This is a genomic window from Magnetospirillum sp. 15-1 (assembly GCF_900184795.1).
Lineage (GTDB): Bacteria > Pseudomonadota > Alphaproteobacteria > Rhodospirillales > Magnetospirillaceae > Phaeospirillum.
The window spans coordinates 134619-151238 of the sequence record NZ_FXXN01000027.1; the positions used below are offsets into that span (position 1 = coordinate 134619).

General features: G+C 61.9%; 17 protein-coding genes and 1 tRNA gene. 10 read left to right on the forward strand and 8 right to left on the reverse strand.

The window, feature by feature from the left end; all coding sequences use genetic code 11:
• Complete coding sequence (locus CP958_RS18825; protein WP_096703747.1) at positions 1–1470, reverse strand: tetratricopeptide repeat protein; 1470 nt, start codon at positions 1468–1470, stop codon at positions 1–3.
• 215 nt (positions 1471–1685) lie between these two features.
• Between CP958_RS18825 and CP958_RS18830 the strand changes: the two genes are divergently transcribed.
• A complete protein-coding gene (locus tag CP958_RS18830) occupies positions 1686–2381 on the forward strand; it encodes a recombinase family protein (RefSeq protein WP_096703748.1) in 696 nt (231 codons plus the stop codon).
• A gap of 27 nt (positions 2382–2408) precedes the next feature.
• On the opposite strand, the gene CP958_RS18835 is transcribed toward CP958_RS18830, so the two are convergent.
• A complete protein-coding gene (locus CP958_RS18835; protein WP_141400577.1) occupies positions 2409–3104 on the reverse strand; it encodes a hypothetical protein in 696 nt (231 codons plus the stop codon).
• A gap of 382 nt (positions 3105–3486) precedes the next feature.
• Here CP958_RS18835 and CP958_RS18840 point away from each other — a divergent pair, with 382 nt between their 5' ends.
• The 6 genes from CP958_RS18840 (at position 3487) to CP958_RS18860 (ending at position 8631) form a co-directional block, all read left to right on the forward strand.
• Positions 3487–4890, forward strand: a complete 1404-nt coding sequence (locus tag CP958_RS18840; protein ID WP_141400578.1) for a hypothetical protein — start codon at positions 3487–3489, stop codon at positions 4888–4890.
• Positions 4891–4944: 54 nt separating this feature from the next.
• Entirely contained in the window at positions 4945–6735 is a 1791-nt protein-coding gene (locus tag CP958_RS18845) for a hypothetical protein (protein ID WP_096703751.1), read from the forward strand.
• A 68-nt stretch (positions 6736–6803) separates the two neighbouring features.
• Positions 6804–7643 (forward strand): hypothetical protein, encoded by an 840-nt coding sequence (locus CP958_RS18850; protein WP_096703752.1) that lies wholly within the window; start codon positions 6804–6806, stop codon positions 7641–7643.
• Between the two features lie 24 nt (positions 7644–7667).
• Positions 7668–7835, forward strand: coding sequence for a hypothetical protein (locus tag CP958_RS26500; protein ID WP_170959036.1), 168 nt, complete (start codon positions 7668–7670; stop codon positions 7833–7835).
• 170 nt (positions 7836–8005) lie between these two features.
• Positions 8006–8194: a hypothetical protein gene (locus CP958_RS18855; RefSeq protein ID WP_096703753.1), complete on the forward strand. Its 189-nt coding sequence runs from the start codon at positions 8006–8008 to the stop codon at positions 8192–8194.
• A gap of 176 nt (positions 8195–8370) precedes the next feature.
• The gene (locus CP958_RS18860) at positions 8371–8631 is read left to right on the forward strand and encodes a hypothetical protein (protein WP_096703754.1); all 261 of its coding nucleotides are present in this window, start codon (positions 8371–8373) and stop codon (positions 8629–8631) included.
• Positions 8632–8727: 96 nt separating this feature from the next.
• Here CP958_RS18860 and CP958_RS18865 read toward each other — a convergent pair whose 3' ends face one another.
• From CP958_RS18865 to CP958_RS18885, 5 genes are all read right to left on the reverse strand, one after another.
• Complete coding sequence (locus tag CP958_RS18865) at positions 8728–9171, reverse strand: DUF6641 family protein (RefSeq protein WP_096703755.1); 444 nt, start codon at positions 9169–9171, stop codon at positions 8728–8730.
• Positions 9172–9286: 115 nt separating this feature from the next.
• The gene (locus CP958_RS18870) at positions 9287–9547 is read right to left on the reverse strand and encodes a hypothetical protein (protein WP_141400579.1); all 261 of its coding nucleotides are present in this window, start codon (positions 9545–9547) and stop codon (positions 9287–9289) included.
• Between the two features lie 66 nt (positions 9548–9613).
• Positions 9614–10963, reverse strand: coding sequence for a tyrosine-type recombinase/integrase (locus CP958_RS18875; RefSeq protein ID WP_096703734.1), 1350 nt, complete (start codon positions 10961–10963; stop codon positions 9614–9616).
• Positions 10964–11100: 137 nt separating this feature from the next.
• Positions 11101–11176 (reverse strand) — tRNA-Thr (locus CP958_RS18880).
• A gap of 97 nt (positions 11177–11273) precedes the next feature.
• Entirely contained in the window at positions 11274–11693 is a 420-nt protein-coding gene (locus CP958_RS18885) for a tellurite resistance TerB family protein (protein WP_096703757.1), read from the reverse strand.
• A gap of 104 nt (positions 11694–11797) precedes the next feature.
• On the opposite strand from CP958_RS18885, the gene CP958_RS18890 reads away from it, so the two are divergent.
• From CP958_RS18890 to CP958_RS18900, 3 genes are read left to right on the forward strand one after another with little or no spacing between them, the layout of a single operon-like run.
• The gene (locus tag CP958_RS18890; protein ID WP_096703758.1) at positions 11798–12169 is read left to right on the forward strand and encodes a response regulator; all 372 of its coding nucleotides are present in this window, start codon (positions 11798–11800) and stop codon (positions 12167–12169) included.
• Complete coding sequence (locus CP958_RS18895; RefSeq protein WP_096703759.1) at positions 12166–12786, forward strand: chemotaxis protein CheC; 621 nt, start codon at positions 12166–12168, stop codon at positions 12784–12786. Before CP958_RS18890 ends, CP958_RS18895 begins: the two co-directional genes overlap by 4 nt.
• Positions 12787–15288 (forward strand): EAL domain-containing protein, encoded by a 2502-nt coding sequence (locus CP958_RS18900; protein WP_096703760.1) that lies wholly within the window; start codon positions 12787–12789, stop codon positions 15286–15288. It begins immediately after the preceding gene.
• Between the two features lie 6 nt (positions 15289–15294).
• Here the strand turns inward: CP958_RS18900 and CP958_RS18905 are convergent, their stop codons facing one another.
• A complete protein-coding gene (locus tag CP958_RS18905; RefSeq protein WP_096703761.1) occupies positions 15295–16575 on the reverse strand; it encodes a DUF3422 domain-containing protein in 1281 nt (426 codons plus the stop codon).
• Positions 16576–16620: the final 45 nt, after the last annotated feature.

Genomic DNA, 16620 nt, shown 5'->3' on the forward strand with positions numbered 1-16620 from the left:
CTATTTGTTCCAGTCGATGAGGGCTTGACGAAGTTCCGACACCAGTGGCGCCCAATCCCCCAGGCTTGGTTGCCGGAATAGACGGGCGGTGGGATACCAAGGCGAGTCGGGACGGTCCACCAGCCATCGCCAGTCGGTATTGGCGCTCAGCATCATCCATAGCGGTCGCCCCAAGGCCCCGGCCAGATGAGCCGGGCCGGTGCAGGAGCTTATGACCAGATCGAGGCTGGACATGATGGCGGCGGTATCCTCGAAATCCTTGATGCCTTCCGCCACATCGACCACGGACGGCGGCAGGGCCGTTCTCTCCATCTCCTTGCGGGCCGGTCCCATCTGCAACACCACGAAACGGATGCCCGGAACGTCGAACAGCGGTAACAGCGCCTCCAGGCCAGGAGAGCGCCACCGTTCACCGGGGAAGTCGGGCCGCCCCGCCCAAATCAGGCCGACCGTGCGCTGCCCCTTGGCCAGGGATGAGACCTGCTTGCGCCAATGCTTGAGGCGGTCATCGCGCGGGGTGAGGTAAGGAACATCTGCCGGAATGGTGTCGATGGTGGTCTTGAGTGCCCGAGGCAGCGACAGCAATGGGCAGTGGAGGTCGAACGGCGGCGGCGCCTCCTCCCGCGTGATCAAGGTATCCCATCCGGCGGCTCGCATCGCCAAGCCGCGCAGATCGGAATGGACCTGGAAGACCACCCGTGCCCCCCGGCTCTTGACCAAGGGGAGAAAGCGCATGAATTGGAAGGTGTCGCCGAACCCTTGCTCGTCGTGGACCAGGATCGTGCGTCCGGTGATGTCCTCGCCATTCCATTGCGGCTGGACGAACTGCCTCTTGAGTTGCCGGGTACGGGGAAGGTCATAGCGGCATTCGTAAATGTCCCAACCGGGGAGAAAATCACCACGTTCGAGATACGCTTCGCCCGACAGAAGACGAGTATCGGCATTGCCGGGATTCTCCCTCGCTGCCTGGGCAATTTCCCTGTACCAGCCCTCCCGGTCGCCCAAGGCCCGAAGCGTCAGTGCATAGTTGGCGCGGCAATCGGCATGGCCTGGTTCATACCGCAGCCCCATCTGGTAGGCATCCCGCGCTTCCGCCAACCGGGCTTGACCGCGTAGGGCATTGCCGAGGTTGATGAACGCCGTGCCCATCTCTGGGCGCATGGCAACGGCACGGCGGGCGTAAAACTCGGCCTCGTCATGGCGCTCCAGTCCGTTGAGCGCCGCCGCGTAGTGGCTGATGATGGCGGGATCGTCGGGACGTGCCGACAAAGCCTTGCCGATCCATTCCACCGCTGCATCCCACTTCTCGATCTGAATGGCGACGACGCCGAGAAAATGCTGAGCATCAATGTTGTCGGGCGCAACCTTCAGAACACGGGAATAGATGGCTTCGGCCATCTGCCAGTTACCGGCCTTGTGGACCTCGATGCCGATAAGGGTGGCCTCTTCCGGGGAGAACTCGACAACCATGGAAAACTGCCTTTGAAGCCAATCAGTCGTGAGTATACCCGGTACGGATGGAAGGGCTATAGCCCGCCGTTGCTCCCCCACGTCCCACGGCAGCCAACGGATGCTGGAATTTCCCTGCCATCAGCCCCTCAGACTACGATCATTTTCATTTCGTAGATCAATAAAATGGCCTGCATTACATTTGCTTTAACGAGCGTTGAAGGGATTGTAAGGCAATGGCCGCAGGGCGTTTCGTCAGCTATTTGCGCGTGTCAACCGATAGGCAGGGCAAATCCGGCCTGGGGCTGGACGCCCAACGTGAAGCGGTCGCGAATTACCTCAACGGCGGTCAATGGGAACTGGTCGCGGAAGTCGTCGAGGTGGAGAGCGGGAGACGGCATGACCGCCCGCAGCTTGAGGCCGCGCTGTCGGCTTGTCGCCTTCACCGGGCCACCCTCGTTGTGGCGAAGCTGGATCGATTGGCGCGAAACGCAAAGTTCCTCCTTCAACTCATCGACAGCGGTGCCGACGTGGTGTTCTGCGATCTGCCCCACGTCCCCTCCGGACCAACAGGCCGGTTTCTGCTGACCCAAATGGCCGCCGTCGCCGAACTGGAAGCCGGATTGATCAGCCAGCGCACCAAGGCGGCCTTGTCCGCCGCCAAGGCCAGAGGGGTCAAGCTAGGCTCTCCCGGAAACCTGACCGCCGAGGGTCGTGCCAGAGGAGCCGTGGTTGGCAGACTGATCGCCGTGAAGGCGGCGAATGGCCGTGCCGCCGATCTCTCCCGGACAGTTGGCCAACTCCAGGCCCAGGGCATCACCAGCGCCAACGGCATTGCGGCCAAACTGAACGAATGGGGTGTTCCGACGGCCAGGGGCGGTCGCTGGCAGGCGGTCCAGGTTCAACGGGTACTGGCGCGATTGAAGCAATAAGCGGCTCTGTTTCGAGACGAAACACTCCTATTGCTTTCGTACCCGGATGTCGTGCAGGCAAATGGGTGACGATAGCGGAGTCCGACGCAGGTTCAGCGTGGCACCGTCCTCGTCGAAATCCGAGATTGTCTCGCCATTGGGCAATTCCAGCAGGAATTTTGCGTTCAGGTCGGCACGTTCAATAAACCCATGCAAGAATGTGCGCCCGTCAGCCGATCCGGCGAGGGCGAATTGCCCAGAGGGAAGCTCGGCATCGCCAAACTCGACGGACCTTGGGGCAGCTACTTCGCTGGGGGACGGTTGACAGTGCTCAAAGTCACCCAGGCGGCGGACATAGCCGACAGCGCCACCAGCTTTTGCCTCAGCCTTTAGCGTGTTAAGCGCGCCGACAAGGGGGGCTGTCGGACCGCACCGCTTCCATTCGACCAGCGCGGCCATAAGGTCGTCCACCGTCGCGGCATCCCCAATTCTGGTCAGAAATTCCAGGTCATCCAGCCGAATGATGCCGCCGATCTTGGTTCCATAGTGGGAAATCCTCAGCCAATCGCCTTGGGTAAGGGCGCCGATCACCCCCGTCGTCTGAAAGCGGAGCTCTCTTGTGCCGAGGTCGCGGAGATCGGGCGGGTTATGCATGTGGCGCATGCGCTCCTGCCCTCGCCAAGCTACGGGGAAGCCCTTGCCATCCTCGCCGGTGCCTTTATCGCCTACGGCTTCGTCGCTCATCGTCAATCCAGTCAATCTTGATTGCGGGTCTTGAGGTGCAAAATTTCAAGGCAGTCATGTTGTGCTTGCATGTCACGGACCGCCTCCGGGCCAGCGACGTATAGCGCAATTTACGAAATAAACAAGTTATAACATATAGATGTGCCTTTATTTTGGCAGAACCTCCATCCGACCCGCGCTGCAATCCTGAGCCGACATCGACCAAAATGGCCGCGCAGAATCTATCAATGTGTAACTTCTCGGTTGCCATGTGTTACACAATGCGGTAGCCTCCTTTCTGTTCGCAGGGGGCGCTCGTCAAATTCGCACCAGTACGATGCCTCCTTGCGGCAGATCCTGTCAATAACAGGAAATCTTGTGACCACAACGGAAGGAGGCCACCGTGTCTATCTCTACGTTAAATGGCACCAGGCCCATGGTGCCGGAAGATCTCAATCCCCTGGCAGAGAACAACGCCCTTTTAATCCCCGCCTATCAGCGGACGTTCACCTCTTACGCCAACGATCCCTCGGTACTGGATGGTTTGGCGCGGGCAGGCATCCCGTCCTTTGATGTGCTCAGTCCGCTCAGCGAGCAGGGGCTGTGCCGCTACGACTATGGCCTTCTCAGCGCGGGCAACGGCAGCCTCGACATCGCCAAGTCCAAGCTTGAGGCGGGGATCATCTGGAACCGGAGTCCTTTTTCAAAGGTCATGTCAGATTCGGGGGGCTATCAGGTGATCGAGGGCGGCCTCGACATTCAGGAGTATCACCGGAACCGAGAGGAGATTCTCGGCTGGCAGGAGAACGTCAGCGAAATCTTGATCGGCATGGACGTACCGCCCAAGGCCGCCAAGAACGAGAGCAAGACCGGCATTTCCAGCCTCGCTGAGTGCCTCCAGAGAACCAAGTCCAATATCGAGTGGGAGGTCGAGAATCGCACTCTGAGGCGTCGCCTGCTGAACACGGCCCAGGTTCCGGCCAGCCCCGACCCCCTGCCCGAAGCCCTTGAATGGTACCGAACGCTCGCGCCGTACAACGACACCAACCGTTGGGGAGATCGCGCCTGTGAAGGTTGGGCCATCGGTGGTTTGCGCGATAAGAGCAAGAGCGTTCCTACCAATATCCTGCTGCGCCTGTTCCTGCGCATGTACGTTGATGGCATGCTGTCCGGGAGCAATAACTACGTGCATGTCCTCGGCGTTGGATCGCCGAAGCGGTTCGCGTCAATGACCGCCATTCAGCGAGCCATGCAGATCGTGCTTGGTGACCCTCAGTTCCGGATCAGCACAGACTGCTCGTCTCCGTTCTTTTTGGTTGGGCAGGCGGGGCAGTACTTCGTCAAAATGGAAAAGGAGGAGAAGACGGCTGCCGGACAACGTGTGAAGAGGGTTGATATCAGCGAAATTCCGGTGCCCAACTCATCATTCCTCGAAAGCGATGGGCCGCATCGCTTCGGCCTTATGATCGAGGATAACCTCGGCGACCTGCACGACATGTGTGGATCGGACATCCGCCGTCTCGTGGCGACAGCCGAGATGTTCGGGATCGGTGAAGTCGGTCGGCATCTCACCGGCACGCCTCTCATTGCCGTGGGGCGACTGATCGATTGTGCTAGCGATAAGGGGCGCCTCAGCCCGCTCGGCTATGCGGTGATCAACTTCATTAGCCTTTGCTCGTTCATCCGCTACGTCTACGAGGAAAGTGGGAAAATTCTCGCCATCAAGCAAAGCCTTGTTGGGCAGATCGTCGAAGCTTTCCGCAGCACTCGTCCCGATGCCGCTCTGTCGCGGATCAATCTCGACTAATCACCAACCCTCAACACCCGAACCACCACAGACCTCAACGGAGGAGGATCAGTCATGTCTACTCACATCGATACCAATGCCGCTGCGCCCGCCATCGCTTCCGATACCGCCGTGGCCGCTGCCGCGCCCGAGACCATCTTGCCTGCCGTCGCGTCCGAGCCTCCCGCGCGGACCACCAACGCCGTCGCACCTTCCGGCTTTCATGCCGACACCGACCGCCTTAACGACACCATCCAGAAGGCCGTTGAGACCGAAGGCAAGGCCGTGTCCGCGACCGAGACTTCCACCGCCATCCTCTATGGAATGATCGGAGAAATTCACGCCTACAGTCGAAAGTACAAAGGAACCGACGAGTTTCAGGGGCTGATCGAGGCCCGTGGCATTCCGTTCGAGCCGCCCCTTAAAGCGAGTCCTTACACGCCCATCGTTCAGGCGCTCATCTGCCCGAAGATCGGTTCCGAGGTGCGGATGGACGAAAAGGCAAAGCCCCGTTGGCGAACGAAGGTCAGCAAAATCTGCTCTGTCCTCGATTTGGCCGACCACCTTGAGCGCACCGATATCGAGGTGTTGCTCACGGAAGGGCAGGACACGCAGGGCCGCACCGGCCTGGATGCCACATGTGCCCGTTGGACTCGTATCAAGAACGGACGGAGTGAGGAGGAGGAGGACACCACCGCCTACGACAAGGCGTTGGCAGTCATGATCAGCAAGGCAGGAACCGATCTGCCCACGCGCAGCCAACTGGTCAACACCACGGCATTGGTGGCGATCCACCATGCCGAAGATGGGACCATGCGCGTCCTCGGCCCCGTCAACGGCGAACAGGCCGAAAGCCTTCTCAAGAGCTTCGTTCTGGACAGGGCGGGATCGCTGCCGCCTACGACCCAGATCGAAGAACTGCTCCGCCTCCTCTCTTTCGCCAAGGTTGCCGGGGCTGGCAAGTTGCAGGTCAAGATTGTCATCAACGACGATGGCACCGAACTGTGGGCCACCCAGGGCAATGCGACGAGTTGCGTCGCCCATCTGCACTTGCGTCGTTCCAGTCTGCTCCCGCACGGCACCTACTGGCTCGACCAGACGCTCATGGGCAAGCTGCGGGGCATCGCGGAGTTGCGCCACTATGGGGCTGAATACCGCTTTGTCCAGCCGATTGTCCAAAAGGACACCACTTCCTTCGTGATTGCTATTCATGGGCGGCTGGCCGCCGAAAAAGCTTATGGAGAGGTTCCTCAAAATGGAGAATTCGACTGGCACAAGCGGCTGCCCAGTGTCGGGGAGCGCCCGACCAAGGGCGATGATGTGGTCAAGACAACCTACAAAATGACCAGCCCAAAATCGGTGCGCCTGCGCAATCGCCAAGGGTGGATGCAACAGGCTGAAATTCTCGTCGATGCCCGCATCGAGCCGTGGATCACGAAGACTCTCGGTATAGGGAAGGGCGACAGCAAGCGCCCGGCCATCGCACAGGCGGTCAATGCCGGGGAGGAAGGCAATCGCATGAGCTGCTGCGTCTCGGCGTCGGCCTGGACGCTTCGCGATGACCGCGACGCTACCGTGGCTGAACATCGCTTCGAGGCTGCCATCGCCGAAAACGAGTTCGAGGAGGTCTACACCTTCCACTCGAAGGACATCCCGTCTGCCTATCGGGCGATCAAGACGGTGCTGCCCGATGGCAACATCAAGGTCGGTGTCTTTACCAAGATGCTGCGGATGAGCGGCGAACACGAGGGCAGTTACGCAGAAGTTCTGCTGCCGACCTTCCTGCGCAGCGGCAGCCGCTGCTCGGACTTCGCCGAGATGTTCGACGAAATGGTCGAGGCCAGCACCGCCAAGGCGGCAACCTGATCCTCGCCCACAATCCCCGGTCGGCACCTATACCGACCGGGGACACTCTCGCCCCAAGGACTTTCGACATGAACTCGCACATGATCGGCTACATTATCAGTTGCCTGCCCGACAACGACCTGCGCGGACAGCGGCTTTCCTTCCACAACCGTCAGATCGGCGAGTGGGCCGCTCACACCGACATCCCGCTTGTGGTCCTGGCGATGGGCTACCAACCGCACGAATACCATAATTACCTCGGTGGCCGACTCCGATACATCAGCCTGGACCAACCCGTTCCGCCCGCCGAGGCGCGCAACATCTGCCTTGAGGACTTCTATTCCAGCGGCTATCCCTGGGCGGCGCTGATGGACAATGACGCGACCCTCTACCACAGCCCCACCCACAACAGTGGCTACGACTTCATTGCCGAGATGACGGCCCAGATCGAGAGCTATGACGAGATCGGGCTGTTCTACCCCATCAACCCCATGCAGACGCCCTTCCGGGACCGCTGGAACGATAGCGGCTACTTCACCAACCATGTCTTCGAGCGAGGGCTTGCAGCCAAGGGCACGCTGGTGTTCGTCCGCAACTTTCCGCAGGTTGGCCGGAAGCCCATCTACCAGGACCCAGCCTTCACATTCATGGAGGATAACGCCTTCGCGCTGGACGTGCTGGCGTCGGGACAGGCGGTGTTCCAGAACTGGAACATGGTGCTGAAGGAACTTGTTCCTGCGGGGCCTCTGAGCTTCTTCGGCGACACGGCCGGTCGAGGGCCGCTCGCTCTTGCCGCCCGTCAGCAGATGGTCGCCAAATTCGCTGACGACGGCCTTCGCCTAAACCGCAGCGGTTACCCGAACACTCGCGAGATGGTCACCCAGTGCTGGCCCCGCAAGGTGCCCAGCATGGTGGTTGTCCCTTTTTGAGCCGGAAAAGAGGAAGTATAGACCATGTATGTCCTGACCCCACCCAACCGCCAGTCGCTCGTGATAGATGACCGTGCGGTGCCGCTCGAACCCCGAACCGCCTGCGAGCGGATGTTGGCCAAGTTTCTGGCCGAGCATGCCGTCCACTGGCAAAGCCGCTTCCCGCTCATCATGGTCGATGTGGGGGAATAAAAAATGAGACAGGTTTCGCGCGGCGGAACCTGTTTCGTCTCGAAACGCTGCCCTCAAAGCAGCCCGGCAAAGCCCGGCCAATGCCCCTTGGTTCGAATTTACGACCGCACACACATCGCCCCCACTTCCTTACGGCCTATGCACGGGAGGGGGCAATCCGTCAGGAGGATATGATGACAGACCAGATCGAGATGCTGGATACCGCATGCAAGCTTTGGATGAAAAGCGGCGTGGGTATCGACGACATCAAGAAGCAATTTCTAGCCCTTGCCCAGGCGCACATCTCGCGGGATGAGTTTACCCCCGCCATGGAAGAGGTGTTCCGTAGACTGACTACTCCTCCGCCATCAGCCCGATAGGCATCGGCCCTTCCCCTCATGGCTCTGCCGTGCATGTCGCCACACACGGCAGTTGAGCCTTACCAACGTACTGGCACAGGATTTCGTGCAGCCGAGCATTTGGACCGCGATTGCCAGTTCCCCTCGCCTGGGCTATGCCTGACGGCCTGGATGCAATCTGAAAGGAGGGACCGATCATGGAGTTCGAGAGGGCAACCCACTGCAAGCTTGATGGCAATGACATCAGCCTTGAAGAGGCACTGCGCTTCCGGGCGGAGGCGGAAGAAAAGGGCGTGGATCAGCCGGATTTCCGCTGCATTGGGTGTGACAAGCCCGTTCGTCCATTCGGTGGCGACCAGAACGAGCCTCATTTTGAACACCACGAGCGGAACGGGGATTGCCGACACAGCGTTGCCTATATGGAAAAGCAGCGCGCCGCTCGGAAGGCAGCGAAGTAAGGACGTTCAAAATCCGTTCGACAGCACGGTAGGCCCACCATGGGTCTGCCGTGCATGTCGCCACGCACGGCAGGGAAACGTTACCCGAGGTAACGGTCAGGCGGCCTTGCTGGGCTTCTTGCGCGAGGCCAGCGCCGCGTTCATCGCGGCATCCAACTCGCCCGCCTTCACGGCTTCGATCACCGTCTGGATCGTCGGGACCAGCTTGTCCTTGGTCCCGATCTCGATGGCGTTCTGGTCTTTGGTGAGGCTCAGCACGGTGTTGGCGTAGCGGAGTTCGAGGAACCACTTGCCGCTCAGGTCGTGCCAGTACCAGGGGCGCAGGCGCTTGTCGCGTTCGACGGTCACCGTGCTGCCGTCTTCGTTCTTCTTGGTCACGGTGCGGGTGGCCGCATAGGGGCGGTTTTCGACGAGGGCAGTGGCCATCGCCAACTGCTCGGTCAGGTGTTCGGTCATGCGCGAGCGCATCCGCTCCTGCGGGGTTTCCTCGACGGGCTTGCGCGAGGCATTGGCGAGCTTCAACTTGGTCAGGGTGGACATTTGTCGTTCTCCACTGGGGGGCCATTGACCACATGCTATGGGCCAATTTTCAGAAGAACGACCGATTTATCTTTTCTTTTCAGGGCTATAGACGGCGCACCAGAAGGCCTGCATGTTATAGGCGTCGAAGGATGGCTTGAGCTTCTGTCGTCGTAAGAGCGACATGTTCCTCGAATGTATTCGCGTCGTGGAAGACAAAAAAGGTCGTTCCGCTCAGGCGATTGTCTTTGATCCGGCCCCACTGCGCCTCCCTCTCCGAAAGCGGCGCGACCTGTTCTGCAATTATTGGAATTCCATCCTGGCGCATGCAATTGCTTGCGATGAAGTTGCCGCTCGGCAGTGACATTAGAAATTTCTTCGTCATCCGCACATTCATGTCGTATTGCTCCAAAGCTCCCCTATTTGACCCGGCGGTGCGGGTCGGCGCAATACCCGTGAGCGGCTATTCCTCCTTGCCCAGCCACTCATCGGCGAACTCCGATGCCCGGCTCTTGGTGTTGTCGTGGCCGTAATGGCGGTGGACCATTTCGGGGCTGGTGCCGAGATTGAGCGCCACCAGCCGTTCGTTCATTCCGGCGTTCAGCTTCAACGTGGCCCAGGTGTGGCGCAGTGAATAGGGCGTGAAGGCGTCGCCGTTGTCGTCGTGCTCCATCTTGAGATTGCGCAGCATGGTGTGGAACTGGCGGTCGAAGCGGAGGATCGGTTTGCCGGTCTCCTGGTCGCATAACACGTAATCGTCGGGGGCTTTGAACTTGGTGCCATAGACTGGGCCCTGCATGAAGATCTCGCTGTCCCGGCTGGGGAACGCCTTATAGGTGCCGAGGAATATGGCATAGGTCTCGGTATCGACATGGACGTTGCGCGAGCCCGTCTTGGTGTCCTTCTGGACAGTCAGGTACAGGTGGTTCTTGCCGTTCTCGTCGTCGTGCTGCTCGAAGTGTTTCCACTTGATGCCGTGATGCTCCTTGCCGGGCCGGATGCCGGTGCCCAGCATCAGTGCCAGCCACGCCTTGAACACCATGCGGTCGTCCTCCAGCCGCGCTACGGTGGCTGCGTCCATCTTGGCGGTGATCGGGTAGAAGGCGTTGGCGTCGTAGTCCAGCAGCTTGCCCGCCTGTTCCTTGGTGAAGGCCGGACGGCGGCTGGATTGAGTGCCATTGCCCACCTGCTTCTTGCTGCCGATGGTCGGCATGCGGGCTACCGGCAGATACTCCTCCTTGACCGCGAACTTGAAGATTTGCCGCAGCACTGTGTCTTCGGCATCCATCTTGCCCCGCGCCACCCGCTTGGTCTTGCGTTTGTAGATCTTGCCGTCCTTGCGGGTGATGGTCTCGAACTCGGCCACCGCGCCGGGACCGGAGGTCCAGTATTCCGCCCGCCACGTCTCATAGGCCGCTAGCGATTTTGGCGTGATCTCGGTGATCTTGGTCTTGTTGAAATAGGGAATGTGGTAGCGGCGCGTGATAGCCTCGTAAGCATCCACCTTGGCCTTGGTCGAAATCTTTTTCTCGACCTCCTTGCGCATCATCTTCAGCCATTGCTCGGCGATGAAGGCGAAGGTCTTGCCGCCGGGATCAAGGCCGCGTTCCTGGTCCACCTGGGCGAACATGATCCGCTTCCTCGCGGCCTTGACCGCCTCGGCTTCGTCCTCGGCTCCGGTACTGAACGGATTGAGGGCGGTGCCGTCCTCCAATTTGCAGCGCGCATACCACATGGCGCTGTTGGGGCGGCGATACAGGGCCACATTCCCGTCGTCGTGATAGCGATAGTCCTGTTTAGACGGTCGGCCCATAGCGCCCTCCACAGAGTAATAGTTGCAGTTTATTTATGCGACACACGCACACGGACTGCGAAAACACTGCGAATTGCAAAACAGCAGCGAGCGCCTGTCAAGACGCTACGCTAACTGTTTGTTTTCTTAGGAGAAAATGGTGCCGGCGAGAGGACTCGAACCCCCGGCCCGCGCATTACGAATGCGCTGCTCTACCAACTGAGCTACGCCGGCCCATTGCGACGGCCGGCCCGAACGGGGCGGCCGAGGGGCGGAAAGTAGCGCCGCTCCGGGGGATTTGCAAGACCCTGTCGCCGCGCCGGTCCCGCGATCAGGCGTGGACCGGCAGGATGGCGAAGCGGGCCATGGCGCCGCGCTCGATGGCGGCGGCGGCCAGACGGTCGATGTCGAGACGGTGGCGGAACAGTTCCAGCAGGCGCATGACCTCGCGGTGGGGGTCGCGGTCTGCGGCGGCCACGTCGCAGGCCAGGGCGTAGGCGGTCTCGCGCAGCTTGGGCGGCAGCGAGGCCTTGATCACCTCCAGGATGCGGTTGAGCCCGTCGTCGGAATCGAGGATTTCGGCGCAGGTGGCGGTGGTCCGCGTCAGCAGTTCCGGATCGTAGTCGCGGAAGATGGGCAGGAAATTGACAATCTCGCCGATCATGCGCAATTCGGGATCGGTCATGTTTCCGTCGGCGGCCGAAACCATGACCATGACGTAAATAAGGGCCGCGTGGTGGCTGATCATCATGGTTGTTCTCCGCGCCAAGCCTTGAACTGGACTTTACCCTTGCGGCGCGGCAAGGCGTCAAGCATAGATTTGTAAGATCCCTGAACGCCTGCCGGAGCAAATTCATGACGAGCCGCACCGTGCTATTGGTCGATGACAGCCGGGTCGCCCGCATGATGACACGCTCGGTGGTGGAGAAATCCTGTCCCGGCTGGGTCATCATCGAGGCCTCCACCGGCGAGGAGGCGCTGGCGCTTGTCGCCGCGTCGGCCCCCGATTTCGTCCTGATGGACGTCAACATGCCGGGCATGGGCGGATTGGAAACCGCCCGGCTGCTTCACGAGAAGTTTCCGGCGCTGGCCCTGTCGCTGCTGACCGCCAACATTCAGGATTCGGTCCGCGACGAGGCCGCCCGCCTTGGTATCGGCTATATCTCCAAGCCGTTGAAGGACGAGGTGCTGGTCCAGTTCCTGACCGGCGGGGGCGGGGCGTCATGACTGAACTCATCGGCGCGCTGGAGCGCGATGCCGTCGAGGAAATTCTGAATATCGCCATCGGCCAGGCGGCGGCCTCGCTGTCGCGGATGGTGCAGGATCAGGTCACTCTGTCGGTACCGTTCGTGGAGTTCCTTTCTCCGGCGGTGGCGGCGGAGCGGCTGGACGGCACCACCGGCGGCGCCGATTCCGTGGCGGTGCGCCAGCATTTCTCCAGCAGCTTTTCCGGTGACATCCTGCTGATTTTCCCCGAGCGGCGCAGCCTGGACCTGGTGCGCTCCATGCTGGGTGATTCGGTGCCCATGGAGTCCCTGACCGAGCTGGAGCAGGAGGCGCTGCTCGAGGTGGGTAACGTCATCCTCAATGCCTGCCTGGGCAGTCTGGCCAACCAGTTGGGTCTGACCATCCAGAGTTCCCTGCCCATCTACCTGCGCGGCCGCGGCGCCCGCATCCTCGACGCCAAGCATCCCGACACCGAGCTGGTGATGTTCCTGCAGGTGGATTTCTCGCTGGCCACCAAGGGGGTGCAGGGCTATCTGGCCTTCGTCATGGACATCGTTTCGGCGCGGTACTTCGCCGAGGCGGTTTCCGCCTATGTCTCCCGCGTGATCGGGGGCTAGATGGGCACGCTCGTCTCCGATACCTTCCTGCGGTCCCTGACCGACGCCACGGAGATGGGATTCATTCTGCTGGACGGCGATGGCCGCACCACCTTGTGGAATGCCTGGCTGGTCGAGGCGTCGGGGATCGCCGCCGCCGAGGCGTTGGGCCGCACCATTCCCGACATCTTCCCCCCGCTGGCCGACGGCCGTGTCGCCGAGGCCATCGGACAGGCGCTGAACAACGGCCTGTCGGCCATGCTGTCCTCGTCGCTCAACCGCACGCTGTTTCCATTGACGCGGAACGGCAGTCGCCCCGACCGGCGCGAGGCCATGCACCAGATCGTGGTGATCAAGCCGCTGGATACCGGCGGGCGGCACACCTGCCTGATCCAGATCTTCGATGTTACCAGCATGGCATCGCGCGAGGCGCTGCTGCGCCAGCAGGCCCGTACCATGGAGGCGCTGGCCGAGAATTACCGGCTGTCGGAACTGCACAACCGGGCCATCGTCGACAATACCGCCGACGCCATCGTCACCTTCGGCGAGGACGGGGCCATCGGCACCTACAATCCGTCGGCGGAGCGTATCTTCGGCTATGCCCCGCCCGAGATCGTCGGCAAGCCGGTGACCCTGCTGATTCCGGAACTGACCGAGCCGGCATCCTTCCTGGACCACCGCACCGAGGTGACGGGGGTGCGCAAGATCCGCGCCCGCTTTCCGCTGGAACTGTCGCTGGCTTCCATGGAACTGGGCGGCCAGCGGCTGTTCGTCGCCATCGGCCACGACATCACGCTGCGCAAGGCCAACGAGGCCGAGCTGCGGAACCAGAAGGAATGGCTGACCACCCTGATCAACGCCATGCCCGACCTGATCTGTTTCAAGGACGGCAAGGGGCGCTGGCTGGTGGCCAACCAGTTCTATCTGGATCTGGTGGGGCTGTCGGGGGTGGATTACGTCGGGCGCACCGGCCAGGAACTGGCCCGGCTGTCGCACAATTTCCAGGAATTCCTGACCACGGCGAAAGAGACCGACGAGCGCGCCTGGAAGGACGGCAAGCCGCTCAGCTACGAGAAGGCCATGGAGACTCCCACACGGGGCACCAAGGTCTTCGACATGCTGAAGATTCCGCTGTTCAAATCCGATGGCAGCCGTCGCGGTCTGGTGCTGGTCGGCCGCGACGTCACCGAGCGCAAGCTGGCCGCCGCCCGCATCCAGCATCTGGCCCATCACGATTCGCTCACCGACCTGCCCAACCGGGTGCTGTTCCAGGAGCGCCTGCGCCAGAGTCTGGCCCAGGCCAAGCGCTCGGGCTGGAAACTGGCGCTGATGTTCCTCGATCTCGACAAGTTCAAGGACATCAACGACACGCTCGGCCACCACGTGGGCGACCTGCTGCTGCGCGCCGTGGCCAAGCGCCTGACCCGCTGCGTGCGCGAGACCGATACGGTGGCCCGCCTGGGCGGCGACGAATTCGCGGTGATCCTCACCAATCTCGACGATCTGGAAGGGGCGTCGCGGGTGGCCGAAAGCATCATCGCCGGCATCAATGATCCCTTCGGGCTGGACGAGCACGAGGTGCGGACCAGCACCTCCATCGGCATCACCCTTTATCCCGACGATGCCTCCGACGCCGACCAACTGCTGAAGAACGCCGATCTGGCCATGTTCCGCTCCAAGGCCGAGGGGCGGAACAACTACCACTTCTACGTGGCGCAGATGGACGCCGAGGTTCGTGCCCGCAAGATCATCGAGCACGATTTGCGCCAGGCGCTGGGCACCGATCAGCTGGAGCTGCACTATCAGCCGCTGATCGAGATGACCACCAGGCGCATCGTGGGCTGCGAGGCCCTGCTGCGCTGGAACCACCCGACGCGGGGCTGGGTGCCGCCCGGCGAGTTCATTCCCATCATCGAGCGTTCGGACCTGATCGGCCCGCTGGGTAGCTGGATTTTGCACCGCGCCTGCCTGCAGGGCCGCGAATGGCTGAAGGACGGGCTGGAGCCGCTGAAGATCGCCGTCAACCTGTCGCCGGCCCAGTTCAAGCAGACCCAGAGCGTCATGACCATGGTGGCCGACATCCTGGATCAGACCGGCCTGCCGCCCGACCAGCTTCAGTTGGAGATCACCGAGGGCATCGCCATGCAGAACGTCGACGCCACCATCGAGGTGCTGCAGGGCCTGCGCGCCATGGGGGTGGTGATCTCCATCGACGATTTCGGCACCGGCTATTCGTCGCTCAACTACCTGAAGCGCTTCCCGGTGGACAAGTTGAAGATCGACCGCTCATTCGTGGTGGATATCGGCCTGCATCCCGACAACGCCGCCGTGGTGGAGGCCATCGTCAACCTGGGCCACTCGCTGGGGACGCGGGTCAACGTGGAAGGCATCGAGACCCAGGAGCAACTGGATTTCCTCGAGGCCCACAACGTGGACGAGGCCCAGGGCTTCTACTTCAGCAAGGCGGTTCCCGCCGACCTTTTCGCCGATCTGGTCCGCACCAAGAGTCCCTGGCCCAGGTGATCGGGTTTATTCGCCCGTATGGGCGATGGCCTTCCTGAGGCGCCGCACGCCCAGCCACACCGCTCCGGCCACCACCGGCAGGCCGATCAGCCCGGCCAGATCGTAATCCACCGGCAGGCCCACGGCTTTCAGCCCCTTGGCGAGATAGCCGATCAGGCCCAGCAGGTAGTAGCTGATGGCCACCACCGACAGGCCCTCAACGGTTTCCTGCAGGCGCAGTTGCAACTCGGCGCGGCGGTTCATGGAATTGAGCAGGTCGCGGTTCTTCTCTTCCAGCGCGATGTCCACCCGGGTGCGCAGCAGGTCGCCGGCCCGTGACACCCGTGTGGCCAGCAATTGCTGGCGTTCGGACACCGAGTCGCAGGTCTTCATGGCGGGGCCGAGGCGGCGGTCGATGAATTCGGCGAAGGTCTGCAGGCCGGGGATGCGGTCTTCGCGCAATTCCTCGATGCGGCGGCAGACGATGGCGTAATAGGCCTTGGCCGCCGACAGGCGGAAACTGGTGGCGGCGTCCAGACGCTCGGCTTCGGCGGCCAGCCGGGTCAGATGCTCCAGCAGGTCGCGGTCGTTCTGCTGTACGGCGGGGTCGGCCAACTGGCTGACGATGCCGGCCAGATCGCGGTCGATACGGGCGATCTCGGGAGCCGACTGGCGGGCCAGGGGAAAGGCCAGCAGCGCCATCATGCGGTAGGTCTCGATCTCCAGAAGGCGCTGGACCAGCCGCCCGGTCTGGCCCCTGGTCAGGCCGCAATCCCTCAGCACCACCCGGCTGAAGCCGTCGGCGTGCAGGCGGAAATCGGTCCAGGCCTCGCCCGCCCCCCACAGCACCTTGGAGCCCACCAGGGTATTGCCGTCGAACAGCGACCCCAGGTCGTCGGGCAGGTCCTTGGCGACCACCACATGCACGGCGGTCATGGCCTCGCCCGGCATGGCCTCCAGCCAGTCGGCGGGAATCAGGTCGAGCGCCGTGGTGGCGAAGCCGTCCTCGAACGGGTCGAAGCGCATGACGGTATAGGTGGAGAACTCGGAATGCCGCTCCCAGCGCAGGCGGAAGCCTCCCAGGTCGCGGATGAAATAGCCCGCGCCGTCGCCGGGCGGCTCGGCCCCGTGGGTGGACAGCAGGCGGGCGAGGTGGCCGCGCTCCTCGGCCGGGTCGGCGTGGACCATGGCCAATTGCGAGGCGCGCACCGGGGCGGAGAGCAATTCGTAGGGCCGGGCGTGGACCTCGCCGGCCAGACCGCGCCGCTGGGCGTGTTCGTTGAGCCTGATTGGCAAGCCTTCGACCATTGCCCATATGTCTCCGATAAGAGATGCTTGGTTCTCCAGGTTTAC